The sequence below is a fragment of the Furfurilactobacillus milii genome (genome assembly GCF_009864005.1).
Lineage (GTDB): Bacteria > Bacillota > Bacilli > Lactobacillales > Lactobacillaceae > Furfurilactobacillus > Furfurilactobacillus rossiae_B.
Genome location: NZ_WEZQ01000017.1, coordinates 160,311 through 178,372, shown reverse-complemented (window position 1 = coordinate 178,372; position 18,062 = coordinate 160,311). Strand labels below are relative to the sequence as shown.

The 18,062-nt window shown below is 42.3% G+C and carries 16 protein-coding genes; 12 read left to right on the top strand and 4 right to left on the bottom strand.

All coding sequences use genetic code 11. The features are described 5' to 3' along the window. Positions 1–115: 115 nt before the first annotated feature. The 3 genes from GB993_RS09515 (at position 116) to GB993_RS09505 (ending at position 2,859) form a co-directional block, all read left to right on the top strand. Positions 116–733, top strand: coding sequence for a DedA family protein (locus GB993_RS09515; protein ID WP_161004096.1), 618 nt, complete (start codon positions 116–118; stop codon positions 731–733). Between the two features lie 200 nt (positions 734–933). Then, positions 934–2,547, top strand: a complete 1,614-nt coding sequence (locus GB993_RS09510) for a peptide ABC transporter substrate-binding protein (protein WP_161004095.1) — start codon at positions 934–936, stop codon at positions 2,545–2,547. 72 nt (positions 2,548–2,619) lie between these two features. Next, positions 2,620–2,859 carry a hypothetical protein gene (locus tag GB993_RS09505; RefSeq protein ID WP_017260831.1) on the top strand — a complete coding sequence of 80 codons (240 nt, stop codon included), beginning with the start codon at positions 2,620–2,622 and terminating at the stop codon, positions 2,857–2,859. Between the two features lie 185 nt (positions 2,860–3,044). Here the strand turns inward: GB993_RS09505 and GB993_RS09500 are convergent, their stop codons facing one another. Continuing rightward, positions 3,045–4,460: an MFS transporter gene (locus tag GB993_RS09500; protein ID WP_161004094.1), complete on the bottom strand. Its 1,416-nt coding sequence runs from the start codon at positions 4,458–4,460 to the stop codon at positions 3,045–3,047. A gap of 190 nt (positions 4,461–4,650) precedes the next feature. On the opposite strand from GB993_RS09500, the gene GB993_RS13270 reads away from it, so the two are divergent. After that, positions 4,651–4,782 (top strand): putative holin-like toxin, encoded by a 132-nt coding sequence (locus tag GB993_RS13270; RefSeq protein ID WP_161004127.1) that lies wholly within the window; start codon positions 4,651–4,653, stop codon positions 4,780–4,782. A 144-nt stretch (positions 4,783–4,926) separates the two neighbouring features. Here GB993_RS13270 and rlmD read toward each other — a convergent pair whose 3' ends face one another. Next, positions 4,927–6,474 carry a 23S rRNA (uracil(1939)-C(5))-methyltransferase RlmD gene (gene rlmD / locus GB993_RS09490; protein ID WP_161004093.1) on the bottom strand — a complete coding sequence of 516 codons (1,548 nt, stop codon included), beginning with the start codon at positions 6,472–6,474 and terminating at the stop codon, positions 4,927–4,929. A gap of 164 nt (positions 6,475–6,638) precedes the next feature. Between rlmD and GB993_RS09485 the strand changes: the two genes are divergently transcribed. The 4 genes from GB993_RS09485 to GB993_RS09470 all read left to right on the top strand — a co-directional run bounded on the left by GB993_RS09485 (position 6,639) and on the right by GB993_RS09470 (position 10,494). Next, positions 6,639–7,298, top strand: coding sequence for an ABC transporter ATP-binding protein (locus GB993_RS09485; RefSeq protein ID WP_431188883.1), 660 nt, complete (start codon positions 6,639–6,641; stop codon positions 7,296–7,298). Continuing rightward, entirely contained in the window at positions 7,291–8,079 is a 789-nt protein-coding gene (locus GB993_RS09480) for an ABC transporter permease (protein WP_161004092.1), read from the top strand. Before GB993_RS09485 ends, GB993_RS09480 begins: the two co-directional genes overlap by 8 nt. Positions 8,080–8,483: 404 nt before the next feature. Further along, entirely contained in the window at positions 8,484–8,963 is a 480-nt protein-coding gene (locus tag GB993_RS09475) for a PH domain-containing protein (RefSeq protein ID WP_161004091.1), read from the top strand. Further along, entirely contained in the window at positions 8,953–10,494 is a 1,542-nt protein-coding gene (locus GB993_RS09470; protein ID WP_161004090.1) for a PH domain-containing protein, read from the top strand. Before GB993_RS09475 ends, GB993_RS09470 begins: the two co-directional genes overlap by 11 nt. Positions 10,495–10,573: 79 nt before the next feature. Here GB993_RS09470 and GB993_RS09465 read toward each other — a convergent pair whose 3' ends face one another. Next, positions 10,574–11,533, bottom strand: a complete 960-nt coding sequence (locus tag GB993_RS09465) for a DUF4097 family beta strand repeat-containing protein (protein ID WP_161004089.1) — start codon at positions 11,531–11,533, stop codon at positions 10,574–10,576. Positions 11,534–11,821: 288 nt separating this feature from the next. Here GB993_RS09465 and GB993_RS09460 point away from each other — a divergent pair, with 288 nt between their 5' ends. Genes GB993_RS09460 through GB993_RS09445 form a run of 4 tightly spaced genes read left to right on the top strand, consistent with a single transcriptional unit; the run spans position 11,822 to position 16,914 of the window. After that, positions 11,822–13,366: a glycosyltransferase gene (locus GB993_RS09460; protein WP_161004088.1), complete on the top strand. Its 1,545-nt coding sequence runs from the start codon at positions 11,822–11,824 to the stop codon at positions 13,364–13,366. A 5-nt stretch (positions 13,367–13,371) separates the two neighbouring features. After that, positions 13,372–14,889 (top strand): glycosyltransferase, encoded by a 1,518-nt coding sequence (locus tag GB993_RS09455; RefSeq protein WP_161004087.1) that lies wholly within the window; start codon positions 13,372–13,374, stop codon positions 14,887–14,889. Positions 14,890–14,904: 15 nt separating this feature from the next. Then, a complete protein-coding gene (locus GB993_RS13085) occupies positions 14,905–16,266 on the top strand; it encodes a sugar O-acetyltransferase (RefSeq protein WP_238331643.1) in 1,362 nt (453 codons plus the stop codon). 12 nt (positions 16,267–16,278) lie between these two features. Beyond that, on the top strand, positions 16,279–16,914 hold the full coding sequence (locus GB993_RS09445; RefSeq protein WP_161004086.1) for a hypothetical protein: 636 nt from the start codon (positions 16,279–16,281) through the stop codon (positions 16,912–16,914). Positions 16,915–17,003: 89 nt separating this feature from the next. Here the strand turns inward: GB993_RS09445 and GB993_RS09440 are convergent, their stop codons facing one another. Continuing rightward, entirely contained in the window at positions 17,004–17,909 is a 906-nt protein-coding gene (locus GB993_RS09440) for a helix-turn-helix transcriptional regulator (protein ID WP_161004085.1), read from the bottom strand. Between the last annotated feature and the right edge of the window lie 153 nt (positions 17,910–18,062).

Sequence of the window (18,062 nt, the reverse complement as noted above, 5' to 3'; positions counted from 1 at the left end):
CAAACGTTATTAATCGCTTTTTTGATGTGAATCAGGAATAATAAAACCACGCTTTGTTGCGCATGACTGCGCGTCCCACAGCTCTGACCACTTCGTAAATGAAAGGTGACACCGTATGGAACAACAGTTAATTGATTTTATGAACCAATTTGGCTATTTGGGCATCGTTTTGCTGATTGCCTTAGAAAATGTTTTCCCACCAATCCCCTCAGAAGTGATTCTGACGTTTGCTGGCTTTATGACGTTGGCCGCAGATTTGACGATTACTGGCAGTGTGATTGCCGCCACGATCGGTGCAGTTCTGGGAGCTGTTATTCTATATGGAATTGGCCACTGGCTGAATGAGGAACGATTACAACGTTTGGTGCAAAGCCGTTTTGGTCGTTTGTTACGCCTCAAACAGAGTGATGTTACTAAAACGGCTAATTTATTCAAGAAGCATGGCGGCAAGACTGTTTTCTTTGGTCGTTTTATCCCAGTAATCCGTAGCTTGATCTCGATTCCAGCGGGGATGACTCGGATGAAATGGCAATCGTTTATTTTGTTTACGACGATTGGTACGCTGATTTGGAATGTTGTGTTGATTGTGCTCGGCCGCATGGCAGGTCACGCGTGGACACAAGTTTCAGCGGCAGTCGATACTTTTTCAACGATGACGATCATTGTGCTGGCCATTTTGCTATTGGTTGGCGGCATTTGGTACTATGTTAAACGAATCAAGGTGCATAACTAAAAAAGATGAAAGAGGCTATTGTCGTCTGCAGAACATTGCGAGCGACGATAGCTTTTTAAATCTGACTAAAGCAAGGGTAAAACAAAAGTACACGCCGAAAAAATAATAATTGACACTGTGATATAAAAGAACTACATTTTTAATTAATTATTTATGAGAATACTCATCGATAATTAATTTTTGTTCTCGGGGGCGTGCGTATGAAATTAAAGCGAATGTTAGTGACAGTGAGTACTGTAGCAGTGATATCAACAGTGTTTGGTACTCGGATTATTCATGCTGCAGATGCAAAACAAGATAAAACATTGAACGTTACCGTACAGGCAAATCCAACAACAATTGATCCTGCAAAAGTCAGTGATGCATATAGTCAGAGCATTGTAGACCAAGTTATGGAAGGACTATATACGTTTGATAAAAACGGCAAAGTCGCCCCTGGGGCAGCGACGAAGATTGTTAAACCAACGGCAAACGGAACAAAATATATTTTTACATTGCGTAAGGATGCCAAATGGAGCAATGGTGACCCAGTTACTGCACAAGATTTCGTTGTTAGTTTGCAACACGAAGTTGCACCAAAAACAGCCTCTCAAAATGCGGCAAGTTATTTGAGCTTCATTAAAAACTTCAGCGCGGTCAACAAAGGCACGAAGCCAGTGTCTGAATTAGGAGTAAAAGCGCTTGGAACCTATAAATTACAAGTGACACCCTCATCGAGGGTGCCTTACTTTAATTCATTGTTAGCGACAGGATTTTATCCCGCAGACAAGAAAGTACTTAACAAATACGGTAAGGATTATGCCAAAGACAGTACAAAGATGGTTTACAACGGTCCCTACACATTGCAAGGGTGGAAGGGCACTAACGATACTTGGACGTATGTAAAGGATAATAAGTTTCACGCCGCAAAGGGTGTGCGGATTAAGAAGGTTGTCGCAACTGTTTCGAAGGAAGACAGTACCTCATACAACATGTTCCAAAGTGGCAAAATTCAAGAAACTGCAATTTCCGGGGAGTACGTGGCAAATAATAAGGGCAACAAAGAATTACATACAGTTCCCGGTGCAAGTCTTAACTATTTAAATTTCAATACGAATAAAAAGCCGATGACTAATGTCCATTTACGGCGTGCATTTAACTATCTTTTAGACCGGCAGTCACTAGCAAATTCTGTTTTGAATGATGGCTCGTTACCGGCAAATAATATGGTACCGAAAGGAATCGTTAAGAATAGTCAGGGCAAGGATTTTTATAGTCTAAATGGTGGTCTAGCAAAATACGACCTCAAACGTGCCAAGACCGAATGGAAAACTTTTGAAAAAGAAAGCCACACGAGTAAGCTAACACTTAAATTGTTGACTGCTGACGATTCAACTTCCCACAAACTTGGAGAGTTTGTACAGAGTAGTGCACAAAAGAATTTAAAAGGGCTTAGCATTAGCATTAATCCACAACCAGTTTCGCAAAGAATTGCCAGTGCATTTGCCGGTAAATATGATTTAGTTGCGACTGGTTGGGAAACTTCTTATGATGATCCGCAAGGCTTTTTGACTGTGGCTCAAAAAGATGGCACGGCTAACTTCCCGAAGTGGAATGACACGCAGTTTAATCAGTTGATGGATAAGGCATCTAAACAGGCTGGCAATACACGTTGGCAAACAATTGCTAAGGCTAACAAACGTTTGAACAATCAAGTTCCAGATACACCACTGTATAATCAAGTAGTCGCACACTTCTTATCTAAAGACATTGGCGGGATAAAGTACACCTCTACTTCTCCACAAGCATTGTATCGATATGCCTATTGGAAATAGTCACAGTTGGCGGTTCACAATTCCGTCCACAAGACCTATGATGGAGTTATTAAACTGTTGGAGGTTTGACTGATGGAAGAACGGAAGTTAATTACTGAGATTTTGAATACAGAAGATGTTTCATACACAATCTCAGAACCGCATGATAACAAGATTACGTTGATGGTTAACCAATTGAAGAATGACAAACGGCCCTTGGATGTTGTTGAAAAGGAAATTGTTCATGAATTGGATCGTGCGGAGCTGACGTATAACGAAAAGTTGAATCCAGACGAACAGACCGCAATGCAAATCGATATTGATGTAAAATAACAAACTAAATTCAAAAACACTTCTTTAGTGCAATCGCAGATAATTGCGATGCATTAGAGAAGTGTTTTTCATTCGGACAAGATTTAGTGAAAAGATGTGGCATCACCTAAGACTGTATATCCAGATGACTTGATGGGTTGTTAATTTTGCCATGATCATACAAGCCAAAGCAGATTAGTTATAACTTAACTGTGCAAAGATAAAGCTTTTTTTCTCGACCACAATAGCCAGCCAAGTAGGCCAATGGCAATCATGATTAACCCGAGTGCAAATAGATAACTGAAATGCATACCATAAACGAACCAACTGGCGTGACCATGCGGATAGGCAGTCATATGGTGCCCGGCACGTTGACTGATACCAGAATAAAGCAGTGATGTCGCTAATGAGAGCCCAATTGCCATGCCTAGGTTACGTCCCAATGCGGCAATAGAACCAGCGATACCCTGAAATTCTGGGCCGGCATTGCCCATGATCATTGGATTATTTTGGAAGGCACCGTTTGCAGTGCCAAAGACTGCCAGGCCAAACACGAGCCAAGCCAGTGACCATGTGGGCTGCACAAAGATAAAAATCAGCTCTGGAATCAAAAAGAGGAAAAGCGCGTAAAACGACACACGTTCGGCACCGATATGATCCGAAATGACGCCACCAGCTGGGGCGCTGAAGATATTTAATAATGGCACGGCCATCAGGATTAGCCCGGCCGTTGCAGACGATAGCATCAATGTTTCCTGAAGGTAAAAAGGCATAATAACATTATTGAAAAAGCCCGTCATGTACACGAGCATCGCAGAAATAATGCCGAGTGAGAAGCCACGATTGGCGAAAATTTCAAGTTGAATCAGTGGTTGTTGTACGCGTCGTTCGATTAATATAAAGGCCGCCAACATCACAATGGCTAGACCAAACAAACTAAGTACGCCGGCGGAATGGAAACCAACCGCCTGACCCCAGTAGATGGCGACAAAAAAGGCACTAATCATGGTTGCAAACGTTGCATAACCAGGCCAATCAATCACGATTTTATTGAAGTGGATTTGTTGGTGAGGAAAGATGCGGTGTCCAAACAGAAACGCGATAATGCCAATCGGGACGTTGATGAAGAATATCCAATGCCAACTGACAACGGATAAGATAAGCCCACCAAGTCCTGGCCCAGCAATGTTACCGATTTGAACCACCGAACTATTGAGTCCTAACGCCCGACCATGCTGGTTTGAAGGAAATATTTGGGTGATGATGCCAAAGTTAGTGGCCATCACCATTGAAGAACCAAGCGCCTGCAGTGCCCGAGCACCCAGCAACAGCGGCAAGTTTGTGCTCAAACCACAAAACAGTGAGCCTGTGATAAACACCAGAGTACCGACCTGAAAAATGGGGATGCGGCCGATTTGATCAGACAATCGGCCAAAGAAAATCAGGAGCACACAGATGAGCACTAAGTAGACGGAAACGACCCATTCGGCTTCATTCATTGGTACATTAAGTTCACGGCTGATGTGGGGAATGGCGATGTTAACAATACTGGCATCTAGCGTCGACATGAACGATACCGAGGATGTCGCCATTAATAAGATCCATTGTGAGCGTTGCTTCATGAAAACCTCCTGGTACAAAAAAGAGCTGTTTAATCAAATTCTACATAACCGAAATTTATTCTTTTATAAACATAACTTTTAGGTTTTATGACTTATTTAACATGATAAAATTACTGAGCAAGTTAAGTTGAAGCGGTTGGCAAATTCTAACACAAAGAGGTGTTGCCTATGGGCGATACAGAAAATCTGTGTGGAGGGAGGCGCCACTTTGTCTTGCGGAAATGCGATTATGATGATGCTAACGTTTGGAATGTTTATTCTTGCGTTGCTAACCTTCATCTTGATCTTAATCTGGAGTTTTGGTCAAAGAAAAAACCGCTAATCTAACTTTTGACTGATGATTAACGGTTTCATATTCATCTAATGCCAGCCGTTTCGGCGGCGCTTGCAGGAGGAAATGTCATGCGACTGATATTCCCTTCTTCTTGTATTATAGCACGTCAAATTTAGCCAGGACTACTAAAAATTACCGCAGAACCAACTTTACGACAGCTTCAACGCGTGCCGTTTGAGGAAACATGTCGATGGATTGAATGTATTCAACGCGATAGACGCGACCTAACTCAACTAAGTTTTGGGCCAGCGTTGACGGGTTACATGAAACATAGACAAACTTTTCAGGCTGTACTTGCATAATGGTATCAATCATTGTGTCGGCTAGGCCTGCACGAGGTGGATCAACGACCAATGCATCTGGTCGCCATCCCTGGCTGACCCATTGTGGTAATAGGTCTTCGGCGGTTCCCACACTGTATTCGGCGTTGGTAATGCCGTTCAGTTCAGCGTTACGGTTGGCGTCATCAACAGATTCTTCAATCGTGTCCATGCCACGCACTTCGCCGGCACGGTCTGCCAAGGATAATCCAATGGTGCCCACGCCTGAGTAGGCATCTACCAAGTGGTCGGCATGCGTTAAGTCCAAAGCTTTAATCGTTTCTTCGTATAAGCGGGTGGTTTGCTTAGGATTCAACTGTAAGAATGCCCGTGGCGATAATTGGAACTGCTTACCCAATAGGGTTTCAGTAATGTAGTCCTGACCCATTAACTTAGTGGTCTTATCTCCCCAAACTAACGAAGTTTTGCTTTGGTTAACGTTTTGCATGACGGAAACAACTTGTGGCAAACGTTCTTCGATCAGCGCTAACAATTCCCGTTTGTGCGGCAACTTTTGTGAGTTTGTGACAAACGTGACCTGAACTTCGCCACTGGCTTCGGATGAACGGACAACGAGCGTTTTGATAATACCTGAATTGGCCTCTTCATCGTAAATGGGAACTTGTAATTCTTGCAGCATTTTGACTAATGCGCGAATGACGGTCATGGTTGCTTCATTTTGAGTGCTGGCTTCCGGAAGATCAACAAGATCATGCGTACCCTCCTTATATAGACCGGCAATCACATTACCGTCCGCATCCTGCCGTACTTGAAATTGGGCTTTGTTGCGGTAGTGATAAGGTTCTGCCATGCCGATTGTTGGGCGCAGGTCATAGTTTTCCCAGCCGCGGGGCTGAAACTTTTCCAGCGCTTGGCGGATAACATCACGTTTGAAAGCCAGTTGTGACGGGTAATCAAGATGGGAAAGTTCGAACCCACCGACTTCGGCTGACTGTGTATCTGGTGGCGTTACCCGGTGGGCACTTTCTTTACGGATTTGATGTACTTTAGCGTTTAGAAAATGAGCCGCTACGTGCGTAACTTCGGCGACGACCACTTCGTCTGGAAGGGCGCCTGGGACAAACGTAATCTTATGATGATAATAGCCGATCCCTTCGCCGTTAATGCCGAGGCGTTTGATGGTTAATGGAAAACGTTGGCCAACCTCGACCTGAACATCAGCTTGTTCTGATTGATTACTACGCTGACGACGATACCCATTGTGGTCATTGTTCCGTGAATGATCAAACGAACGGGGGCCGTTGCGGTGCTGTGAATGTGTTTGATGATTATTGTGATCAAAGTGCGAGCGACCGCGTTCTGAGCGCAGATCGTTGTTATTTCGTGATTGAGGTTCCATATTGTCCTCCGTTGCTAACTCTAGTAATAATTAGGACCATCATAGCATGTTTGACCACTAAGGTGTGGTTTCCGTATTGTCAGGATCCCTGCGAAGTCTTGTAAACGGACAAACGGAAAGTGATGTTTTATGCTTACTTTAGAATAAATGAAGAAAGTGGTGAAATGATGACAGCATTACTGACAATGACCGATATTGACTACCGAGTTGGGGAGCGTGAAATCCTGACCAAAATCAATTTGCGGTTAGAAAAAGAGAGTAACTTGATGGTAGTGGGCCCGTCTGGGTCGGGTAAAAGTACGATTCTTCAAATTATGGCACGGATGATCTCGCCGAGCGCAGGTCAAATGACATTCGATGGTCATGACGCGTTTACTTACGATCCGATGGTCTACCGTCGTCGGGTGTCATATTGTTTTCAACAACCAACGCTGTTTGGCAAAACGGTGGCTGACAATCTTAACTTTCCGTTTGAAATTCGTAACCAAAGTGTTGATGAGGCACGCCAGCACGAATTGCTCGCCCAGGTAAATCTATCACCGGATTATTTGAATCATGACATCACAGGGTTATCAGGAGGTGAGCGGCAACGAGTGGCGCTTATTCGTAATCTAATATTTGTACCGGACATTTTGTTGCTTGATGAAGTAACGACTGGCTTGGACACAGATAATAAGGCCATCGTGCACAGTCTGGTTGATCATTATCGTGATCGTGGGGGTACCGTGGTGTGGATTACTCATGATGAAAGTGAAATTGCTGCCGCTGATGATTTATATGAAGTCGTAGCGGGCAAACACACTAAGGAGGTACGTCATGCATAATGCGGTGAATGTTAATAATGTAAGTTTAGCGTTTGCAGCTGGCCTCGTGCTGGTTGCGCTATTTATTGGCTGGCGTCAGAAGCTTGGTGTTGACCGCGATATGATTATCGGCGTGGTTCGTGCCATTATTCAGCTAACAATTGTTGGTTTCTTGCTGAAATATATCTTTGCGGTCAACAACGTGTTGCTCACATTAGCGATGATTTTGGTCATTATCTTTAATGCGGCTTATAATGCGATGAAACGGGGAAAGGGAATTCCAAACATTTTTTGGTCATCCTTTTGGTCCATCTTAATCAGCACTTCAGTGACGCTAAGTGGTTTAGTTTTGGCGGGTGCGATTAAGTTTGTCCCGTCACAGATGATTCCAATTTCAGGAATGATTGCCAGTAACTCAATGGTGGCGATCGGGCTTTGCTACCGCAACATGCGGACACTCTTTCGGGACCAACGCCAACAAGTGTTGGAACGTTTAGCATTAGGTGCCAGTGTGCACGATTCCGCAATTGGCATCGTCCGCGAGTGTATCAAAACGGGAATGCAACCAACGATTGACGCATCTAAGACTTACGGGATCGTTAGTTTACCGGGGATGATGTCTGGCCTGATCTTCGCCGGTGTTGATCCGGTTTACGCTATTAAATATCAGATTATGGTGGTGTTTATGTTACTGTCAGCGACCAGCCTCGGCTCTGTCAGCGCTTGTTACATTGCTTACCGCCGTTTCTTTAACGATCAACAACAGTTAATTACTGCATCGGATAATGGCAAACAGTCCTAAGCAAGTGGTCAGCTGTCTGATCTGTGGTTGAAATGCCGTTACGTCGATTAGAGACGTCGTTCCGTGGGGACCGGTCTCAGCCTCCTGAGAACCGGAGTCTTCTACCTCGATTCTGAGCCGAATAGTTCATCGTCTCAGAACTCGTCCCACAACACTAAATGGCCTTAAACCAGGCCATAAGTGTTGTCGACACGGCGCTCTGTCTTTAATCGACTTCACTTCATTGCAGCCATATGTGAGAGATGCCATTTTGTTGGTACTTTGGCCGCAAACGCTATTCTAAATAAAAATTTTATCCCAAAAAGTGGCGGTGTTATTGGTACACCGTCACTTTTTCGGTATAGTGTGACTAACAAGTTTGAATCATGTTGATGGGAATCTAGGCAACAGGTGGGGGAGAAATCTTGGAAAATGAAACGGAACAGTTGCCGCGTCAGATTACGCACGTTTGGCAATTAACCGCTGTAGTAACGGCAATTATTATCGGCGCAGTCGGCGGGGGCAGTCTGGCGATTGGACTGAGCAACAGTCTGAGCTTCTTTACGGTGTGTGGGTGGCTTATTATTGGCATTGCGTTGGTAACCTTAATTGCCATGTTGGCACTAGTGCCGTATCGTTGGCGGTTTTGGACTTATCGGATCAGTGACCGCGATGTTGAATTGCATAAGGGTTACTTTTTTCGCAAACAAATTGTGATTCCAATCGCTCGTGTTCAGAATGTGCAGTTGGATCAGGGACCATTTCTGCGGTGGCAGAAGCTACAGGAGATCGCGATTGTGACAGCGGCGACATCCCATAAGATTGACGGTGTCGGCCTTGAAACAGCTGAACAGTTGAAAGAGTTAATCATGAAACTGGCAAAGGAGGCGCGTAATGACCTCTAATGGTGGTTCTCCCAAGCCAACGCCAGCGCGACATTTACATGCCATCGCGTTAGTCGGTTTCTTTATCGAAACGCTACGCGAGTGGATTGTGCCCATCGCGGGTGGTGTTATCGGTAGTTTGGCGCTTTACCGCAAACATCCGCTGTTATTTGCAACTGTCATTGCGATATTAGTAGTTTTTGCGCTAGTGTGGCCGCTGTTGAAGTACTTTACCTTTACGTATCAATTGCTGGACCAAGAAATTTATGTCAAACATGGGTTAATTTTTCGGAAGCAGAATCACGTTCCTTACGATCGTATCCAAAACGTGGCAGTCAAACAGTGGTTTTTCCTTAAACCGTTTGATTTAGTCACATTGGAAGTCGAAACGGCTGGTCATTCCGATGAGGGACCGGAAGTGACACTCATCGCTGTGCCACTGAGTTTACGTGATGAACTTGCGGCTCGGCGGCGCTTGGCAAACATCGCCGATGGTGAGAATCAAACAGTACCTGAGTCTGCAAACGGAGCGTCACCTGAGTCACAGTCAGCGACGAATGAGACGGCCAATCAACCAACTGCCGTTTACGAAATCGCGACAAGGGATCTGTTGAAGTTTGCGGCGACCTCACCGGCGTTCCTAACAGCATTATTGGCGATTACGGCAGTGTATGGTCGTTTGCAAAAACTCATTTCTGAACAGTTATTAAATACGGCTGTCAAAGACTTGGGGCAGGCTGGTTGGGTCGTTATTGTGCTGGGAATGTTGGCCGTGGTACTCGTTTTGTACCTGGGTTCAATTGTCGTCATAGTCATTCAGTACTATCGATTTACATTGAGTCTGTCAGACGGTCAGTTGACAACAGTCCGTGGCTTGTTTCAGCGGAACACGGTGACGTTAGCGCAAAGTCGCATTCAGGCTGTGCGGGTTAGTCAACCGTTGTTGCGGTCCTGGTTGCACATGGCAACGGTCAAACTGATCGTGGTGTCGAACTCGAAAAAAGAGAAGGATACCGAAAATGTGGTGATTATGCCGTTGATTGCGGAAGATGATGTAGATGGTTTCTTGCAACGTTTTGTCACCGACATTCCCGTTGGTCAGGTTAGGCCTAGCCGTCAACGCGGCCGCACCTTATATTATCAATTGCGCAATTTTGGCCTAGTTGCACTGGGGATAGTCCTTGCGATGACGGGGATGACGTTTCCATGGCCGCGGGTGGCAGTGATTGCGGACAGTATCACCATTGTGCTGGTGGTCTTGTTGCTGATTATTCCTGCTTATCTGACGGCGCGGCGAACACAAGTACAAGTGCTGAATGCTCGCTTTGCATTTGCGCAGACGAATTTTTTATTTACCCGTGAGCAGTATTATGTACCACGGCAAAACGTGCAATCGTTGTTGATTAAACAGAGCAAGTGGTTGCAACAACGCCACTTTGCGTCACTAACACTTAACATTCGTGCTGGCAGCGAAGGTCGTAAAGTGACTGCGCGTTATTTGCCAGATGAAGCGATTTATTCAGTGTATGACTGGTATCGGCAAGCCGATTAATCTAAGGATTGAAATAAACGAAACAGGCTTCAGTGCCATGGCGAAATGTCATGGACTGAAACCTGTTTTTTTAGTGTCGTTATCGTGTTTCGAGTGCCAACGAACCAACAACTGTCATCATGCTAATCATCAAGTCAGATGGATCACCGATGGCGCCAGTTTGGTAGTTGCGCTCGTTATTTGAATAATGCGCGTTGTCAGGTGTCTTTAGACTCCCAATCGATGTTTCCAAGTTGAAGCCATAATCTAATTCTCGTGGCACTTGCAAACGGACGGAACCAGCAGACGACTCGGCGGATAGGTTGCCATCCACTTCTGCAAAACACAGTTTGGCGGTGCCACTGGTAACCTCAAAGCGACCGTGACCATGAGCATCATCCAGTTTAAGCGAACCAGCTGAGCAACGGACCGAGTAATTGCCACGGGTGTTCATCAAGTGGACATTGCCGCTCATGGCATTAATCGTGTAGTCATCAGCAGTAAGACTGCGGCCTTTAATGGTACCAGTGATGGAATCAATACTTAGGCTGCTCGTTTCTACGTCATCTAACGATATAGCCCCGCTGGTTGACGTAATTGCTAAACTACGCAACTTATGCAAGTTATCGATTTCAATTGGACCGCTGACTGAACTGATTTCCAAACGGCCATGATAGGTGGTCGGAATCTCCAGTTCAATACGAATGTTGAGGTTGTCACGTGCTGGCCGTTCACCAGCAGTGATGGCCAACGTGTCGTCTTCATGTTTGACATGCGCATAATACGAGGATTCGTCTACCAACATATATTCACGTACCGTTAGTTCGGAACGATCCGTGGACTGTAACACAATGTCAGCCGCCGAATAATTAATCGTCAGATGCGCCACGTCGCTCAGTGATTCCGTAAAGGCATTCACTAACATCGGCGCGTGCGTATCCACCCCGATTTCAAACGTCACCTTGCCATTCTCATGACTTGCTCGATGAATAAAGAAATTCCCCAGTCGACTCATTAAAACCATCACCACCGTCAGCATATTTTGACAGTATCGTAGCATGGCTTACGCACCCTGTGAATAGGGATTGTGTACTTTTTAATTGTCGTTATGAAAGTTTAAAGAAGTTTGACCATTCATGAGTCAGTTACATATTGTATAGAATATATTAGCGGGTTAAACGTCTAGGATCTGACTTAAAAATAATCTTTTTCGATTGCTTTTAAACCTAACCTTTTTGCTTTGCAGTCTATTAGTGTTTTATATATTAAGTGTACATAGTAATTGAAAGGGTTTGCATCTTTACTTTTAAATTTCGATAAATATCACAATTAACAGGGGGAAAATAAAATGATTTATTTTATTAATACTGTTATGCCAGACCGAAAAACCGGAGTCGAATTTGCGCAATTGAAACGAATGAAGCTCTTTCGTAATCATAACCAGCCGGCTAAAATTATTACTCGTTTATTTGAAAACGATGGACATAAAAATTACTTTAATGCGGGATTAAAGGAAAACGAATTTATAAATCTATTTGAATGGCTTCAGGGAACAGGTAGTTTGAAATATCAAGAATGTACTGTTTCAGATTTAAAGTTTCCAGACGGCATGAGTACACCTCAGAAAAATGATGATGGTAGTTATTCGGTTTTTCTCGGTGAAGCAGAGATGTATAAAGTAGTGCTGTGGAACGAAAATGATAAAGAACACCCTGAACAAGTTCATGAAGTTATCGAATACGATTTTACACATCATGTGGTAAAGACGAATATTTATGACGTGCGCGGGTTTAAAACACAAGAGCGTTTGCACCAAACAGATGATGCGCCAGTTACAGATCTGATTTTGAATCCTGATGGACAGATTGTGTATGAATCTTTCTGGTTGTTTGATCGTGCTGGTAATATACATAATTCACAATTTATAGTACGTAATTTCGAAGGTCGAGATTATCAATTTAATGGCATGAAAGGTTTGACAAGATTCTTTTTGAACCAGCTTAATCTAGCCGACGGTCAGGGTGATATTTTCATTTCTGATCGCAATGAAAATGCTGATTGGGGACTTTTAAATTTCCCAAGTAAGGCTTATAAAATCTTGTATCTTCATAATGTTCACTCAGATGCTATTGAACCAATGCACAGCACGTTAAATTGGAATTACCAATTTGCGTTAAATAACATTAATAAGTGGGATGCAATTATTGCCTCTACGCAAAAACAATTGGATGATTTAACGACGAGATTTCATCAAACAGTGTCAGTGTTCAAGGTTCCAGTCGGAATTGTACCTGATTCTCAAGTTGAAACTGATCGTATTCCACTTGGTGATCGGAATAAAGGGCAAATAATTGCTGTTTGCCGAATTGCAGCCGAAAAGCGATTGAATCTGTTAATTGACGCTTTTGCAATTATTAAGAGGCTTGTTCCATGGTCGCACTTAGATTTTTATGGGAATCCAGCTGGAGATGTACAGAAACAACTAACTGACCAGGTAAGTAAACTTAATTTATCCGATAGCGTTAAGTTCCACGGATATATCACTAATGTCAATGAAGTTGAAAGTAAGGCTCAATTATTTGGAGTGACTAGTGCTATGGAAGGCTTTAATTTAGCCATGCTTGAAGCCAACTCGAATGGCGTTCCACTGGTTTCCTTTGATGTGCGATATGGGCCTTCTGAAATCATTCAAAATAATGTTAATGGGTATGTAGTCCCAATGAATGATGTTAACGCCATTGCAACCAGCATGGCTGAACTGCTGCTGGATGACGAAAAATGGCAACGCTTCAGCACTGCATCATACGAAAATTCAGAACGCTTTTCTGAGGACTCCATCTGGAAACTTTGGCAGCCCGTATTTGCAGACGCAAAAGAGAAAATGGGAGAGTGAAAACTATGTTCTTTTCGATTAATGGGGGAATGTCTGTTGGTCGGTCAGGGGTTGAGGATGCTGAGTTACACAGGATAGCCATGTTTAAACGAGCTAAAGCACCAGCAAAATTGATTTTCAGAGATTTTTCTCTTACGGCTCATCACGATGTACTAAATGCAGGGCTGACTGATGACGACTTTATAAATATGTTTGATTTCTTCCAAGAAGCTGAACATGTTTCCGAAAAAAATGTTCGGTATTTGGACTTGGATTTTCCTAGTGACTATCAGTTAGGGGAAGCTAAAGACAATGTATTGCCTTTTAGCAAGGAAGATCAACATATGTTCGATGTGACACTTTACCCTGGTACTGAAAAGGTTGAGTCTATTGCATTCTTTGATATATATGGCAATAATCTGCGGACAGACTGGTATGATTGGCGGGGCTTTAGGTCCTTTGTTCAATATTTTAGTCGAGTTGGCGAAATAACGAGTGAATTCATGTACACTCCCTCTGGGAAAAGAGTATACGAGTCTTATTATGCTAAAAATTCAGATGGTCAACGCGTTAATTCACTGCTTAAATTGGATGACTTTCAAGGTAAAGATTATGTATTTCGCGATTTGGATCACCTATTAGCTTTCTTCTTAGATCAAGTTAACCTTCGTGAAGGTGGCAAAAATAGTTTCCTATCGGATCGGCGCATGGTAGGAGATTATGCATTAGCACTAATGAAGACCGATGCTTACAAGTATGTTTATCTACATAACACACATTCTAGTGACAAACACGATCAGGTTCATGGCGTGATGACCGATGGCTATCGAATTGCTTTGGAACAATATCCTGACAAACTTGATGGTATTATTGTTCAGAGTCAACGACAAAAATCAGATTTAGAGCAACGTTTAACAACTTCGACGCCGATAATGGTTCTGCCATCAGGCACAATTCCAGATGAATTGTGGAACGAACCTCGGATTCCAATTAAAGAGAGAAACGCGGATCAGGTTATTAGTATTTCTAGGAGGGCCGTCGAAAAGCAAATTGACCATATGGTTTCAGCATTTGATATAGTGCATAAACAAATACCTGCAATTCAGCTTCACGTATATGGTTATGGCGATCCAAGAATTGTTCAACAGATTGACCAGCAAGTTAAGGAGCTGAATTTAGGGAATGTGGTTCACTTTGATAATTACGTTCCCGACTTAACAGGAATTCTTAATCATGCTAGACTTTCTGTGCTTACAAGCATTTATGAAGGGTTAGCGATTGGCGTTATTGAGTCCCTTGCACATGGAATTCCTGTTGTGACGTATGATACTAATTATGGCCCAGGAGAAAGTGTTGAGGATGGCGTAGACGGTTATGTTGTTCCTGTAGGGGATATTGAAGGATTTGCAAACAAAGTTGTTAAATTGATGACAAATCCAAGTTTGTTACAACAATTTAGTACAGCTGCTTATGAAAGAAGCAAACGTTTTTCTGAATCTAATGTTTGGAAGAGCTGGACTCATGAAATGCCTCAACTAGGTTAATGAAGGTGCAATGTAATGATTTATCTATTAACTAATAATTTGAACTATCGAGTCATTTACTCATTTCACACACTGAAAAAGGAAGGTGTGCCCGTTAAAATATTGATGACGGATTTTGACTTGAGATTTTTTAATGACATTAAAGAGGCTGGCTTAGATGAGAATGATATTGTTAATCCGTATGTTTTGTATGGGGGTTTTAAGAATCAAAAGACAATTCATTTTTCGTTACAAGACATTGGATTTAATGAATCATATCAGCTATTTGGAAAGGCAGACACTTTAGTTGTTAGTAAAAAGGACGGTAAAGTTCGTGCAAAAGCGACTTATGCAGCTCGCGTCGTGAATGAAATAACGTACAGTGATCAAAATGAGACTGTTCTGCGAGATGAAAAGTTTGATTCTAAAGGAAGATTAGTTCAGAAAAATCTCTTTGTAGCTGAAAAAGAACCGCTTCAAACTGAGTATCTGAATCATGATGGATTGCCCTTTTTAACGATAAGTTATGGGCTTAGTGGAGAAAATAGGCGGATTGAAAACCTAATTCATTTGGTTGACTTGGACGGGTTTAACCAATTTTACGCCACACAAAGTGAGTTCTTGGCTGCTTTTATTCGAACTGCTGTTGGGAAAATAGGTACGGATGATCAGATCGTTACGTTGGACTCGATGTGGGCGACAAAGATAATTGATAAATTACCGATGGCAGAAAAAGGACATGTTGTTCAAAACCTTTTTGCTCAGGGTACACGTTTTGAAGGGACACCACTGGCGACTATTTTGCCGAAGGAAGAACTTCATCCTATTAGCGAACATGACAAAGCACTAGTTGGTCAATGGCATTTTAACGATGCGCAGCTCATTTCTGAATCTCAAGAAGCACAGCAAAAATTGGCGCAGATAAATGCTGAAAACGATATTACTAAACGGAGCGGACTCATTAAGAATGCTTTAGGATCAACGGGCGATGATTTTGGTGCGCTCGGCAATGTGTTCTTCACTTTTGGTAAAAATATACATGTGGGTGAACACTTTTTCTCGAATTTTAATGTTGTTTTTGTAGATGATGCACCGATAACTATCGGAGATAATGCCAAAGTTGGTCCAAATGTTCAATTTTTAACCGCGGGTCATCCCATTAATCCCATCGCAAGAACATTCGGGGGTAAAGGAATCAGCAAGCCAATCCGTGTTGGTGACAATGCGTGGTTTGGTGGTGGATCGATTATTCTCCCCGGCGTAAACTTGGGTGACAATGTTGTTGTTGCCGCTGGCGCTGTCGTCACGAAGTCATTTGGTAGTAATGTGGTGTTGGCAGGTGTGCCGGCAAAAGTTATTGAAAATATTGATAGCGAGAAGTTTGATTTTGGTAGTTAGGAGCGGTGACTCATGAAGTGTTTGGTTAATAAAAGTGGTCGGTCACTGACTGATGGAGTTTCTTTATTGAAAAATGAACTTGCGACAGCTAAATTGATTCAATTTAATTTTGATGTTAGATTGCAAAGTGAACTTCGGGCGATGCAAATGTCGCTAGACAGAGTGATTACCCCGTATAGCTTTTTTTGTAAAATTAACTTGCCTCAGTCACCTCACATAGTGTCCCCGCTTGATTTACAGCTGCCAACGGATGGGAGTTATGAGTCTGAGGGGAGCAACGTGAATTACTTTTTAGGTCATGGTCATCATAAGCTTGCCCAGATTGATAATTGGCAAAACGGGAGTATTCATAATTATAATTTGTTTGGAATTAATGATCGTTTAGTCAGTCATGATGAGTTCGATGAAAATGGTCAAAAGCGAATTCACGAAGTTGCTAATAGTGAAGGGAAGATAGTTTATACTGAGTTTTTGAATAAAACTCAGTTGCCAGCGATTGAGCTCTACAAGACCAACGGTAGTGAATCAATTAGATTGACTAGATATAATGACCATAGTTGGGATTTCGATACAAAAAAGGATTTTTTTGATTTTTTTGTTAAGGAGTTACAAAAGCAATATGTCAATTGCGATTTAAAAGAAATATGATTCATTAATGGACTAATTAAAAAGCAACGTTCACCTCGTCTCAATGGCGAATGTGAACGTTGCTTTTTTTGCACATTTCTAAACAATAATTAAATCACCGGAATAAAAATGTCAGTTAAGGTAGTAGCGGTACCACGAAGAACACTCTTCTTGAATAAAAATGTGAAATTCAGTAGCTGTTTGGCAAATAGACATTGATGAAACGTGGTTAACGTATCGGACAGTTGCGTGAATTGTTCTGTGGAGAAAGATTCGGGATGGTTATACCATCTTAATAAATCAATGATAAATCGTTGGTAAACAGACACAGTCAAGCTACCATTGATACTTTGTAATTCAGCCAGCAACTTTGCCGCTTTTTTAAAGAAGAAAAACGATTGGTTACTTAAAGCAATCAACGCAAAGTTAATAAGATACCTAAAGAAAGCTTCCTCGACTTCTCGATCTCCCAGTTGATGGCGATAACGTTGGACAGTCGTGTTAAAAGAGCTGCTAAGTTCTTCAAATGTAAATATTGGAAATATTAACGCAAATGTAAATAAGTTCGCATTTGTCCACTGCTCTAAATTCATAAAATGCTTTTTTATGTCCTGAAATTCTGGAATGGTTATGCCCTTATGGAGTGCCATGCTACTTTGACTTATCCACAAAAAATGTAAGCACTGTTCTGCACCTGTGGTTTCGTATCTGTCTTTTACTAGTTCGATTAGAGCCTGTAAGTTTTTAACATCAAATGTATCTCCAGAAACAATATGAATAAAACTTGAAATGAACTGATATTTAGAAATATATCCTGGATCTAAGGCCATTTTTATTTCATCTACGGAGATATTTAACCGCTCGATAAGGGCAAGAAATCGCTCTGTAGAAATGCTTGAGTTGTCATGAACAAATCTGTAATAAGAAGCATAAGAAATAATGCCATCAGTGAGCGCCTTTACTGAGAGTTTATTTTCCTGTCTATAAGAATCAATGACCGTTCCCAAGGTTCCCATAAGAAGCTCCTTTAATCGTTGTAGTGACTTGGTTAACCATAATATTTTCTAAAATGTAAAGCTATTAAAACAACACAATGGCTAAAAAATGTCGAAGCATAAAACAGCATAGTACCTATATAAAAAGTATTGTATTTAGAATGATTTCGACCC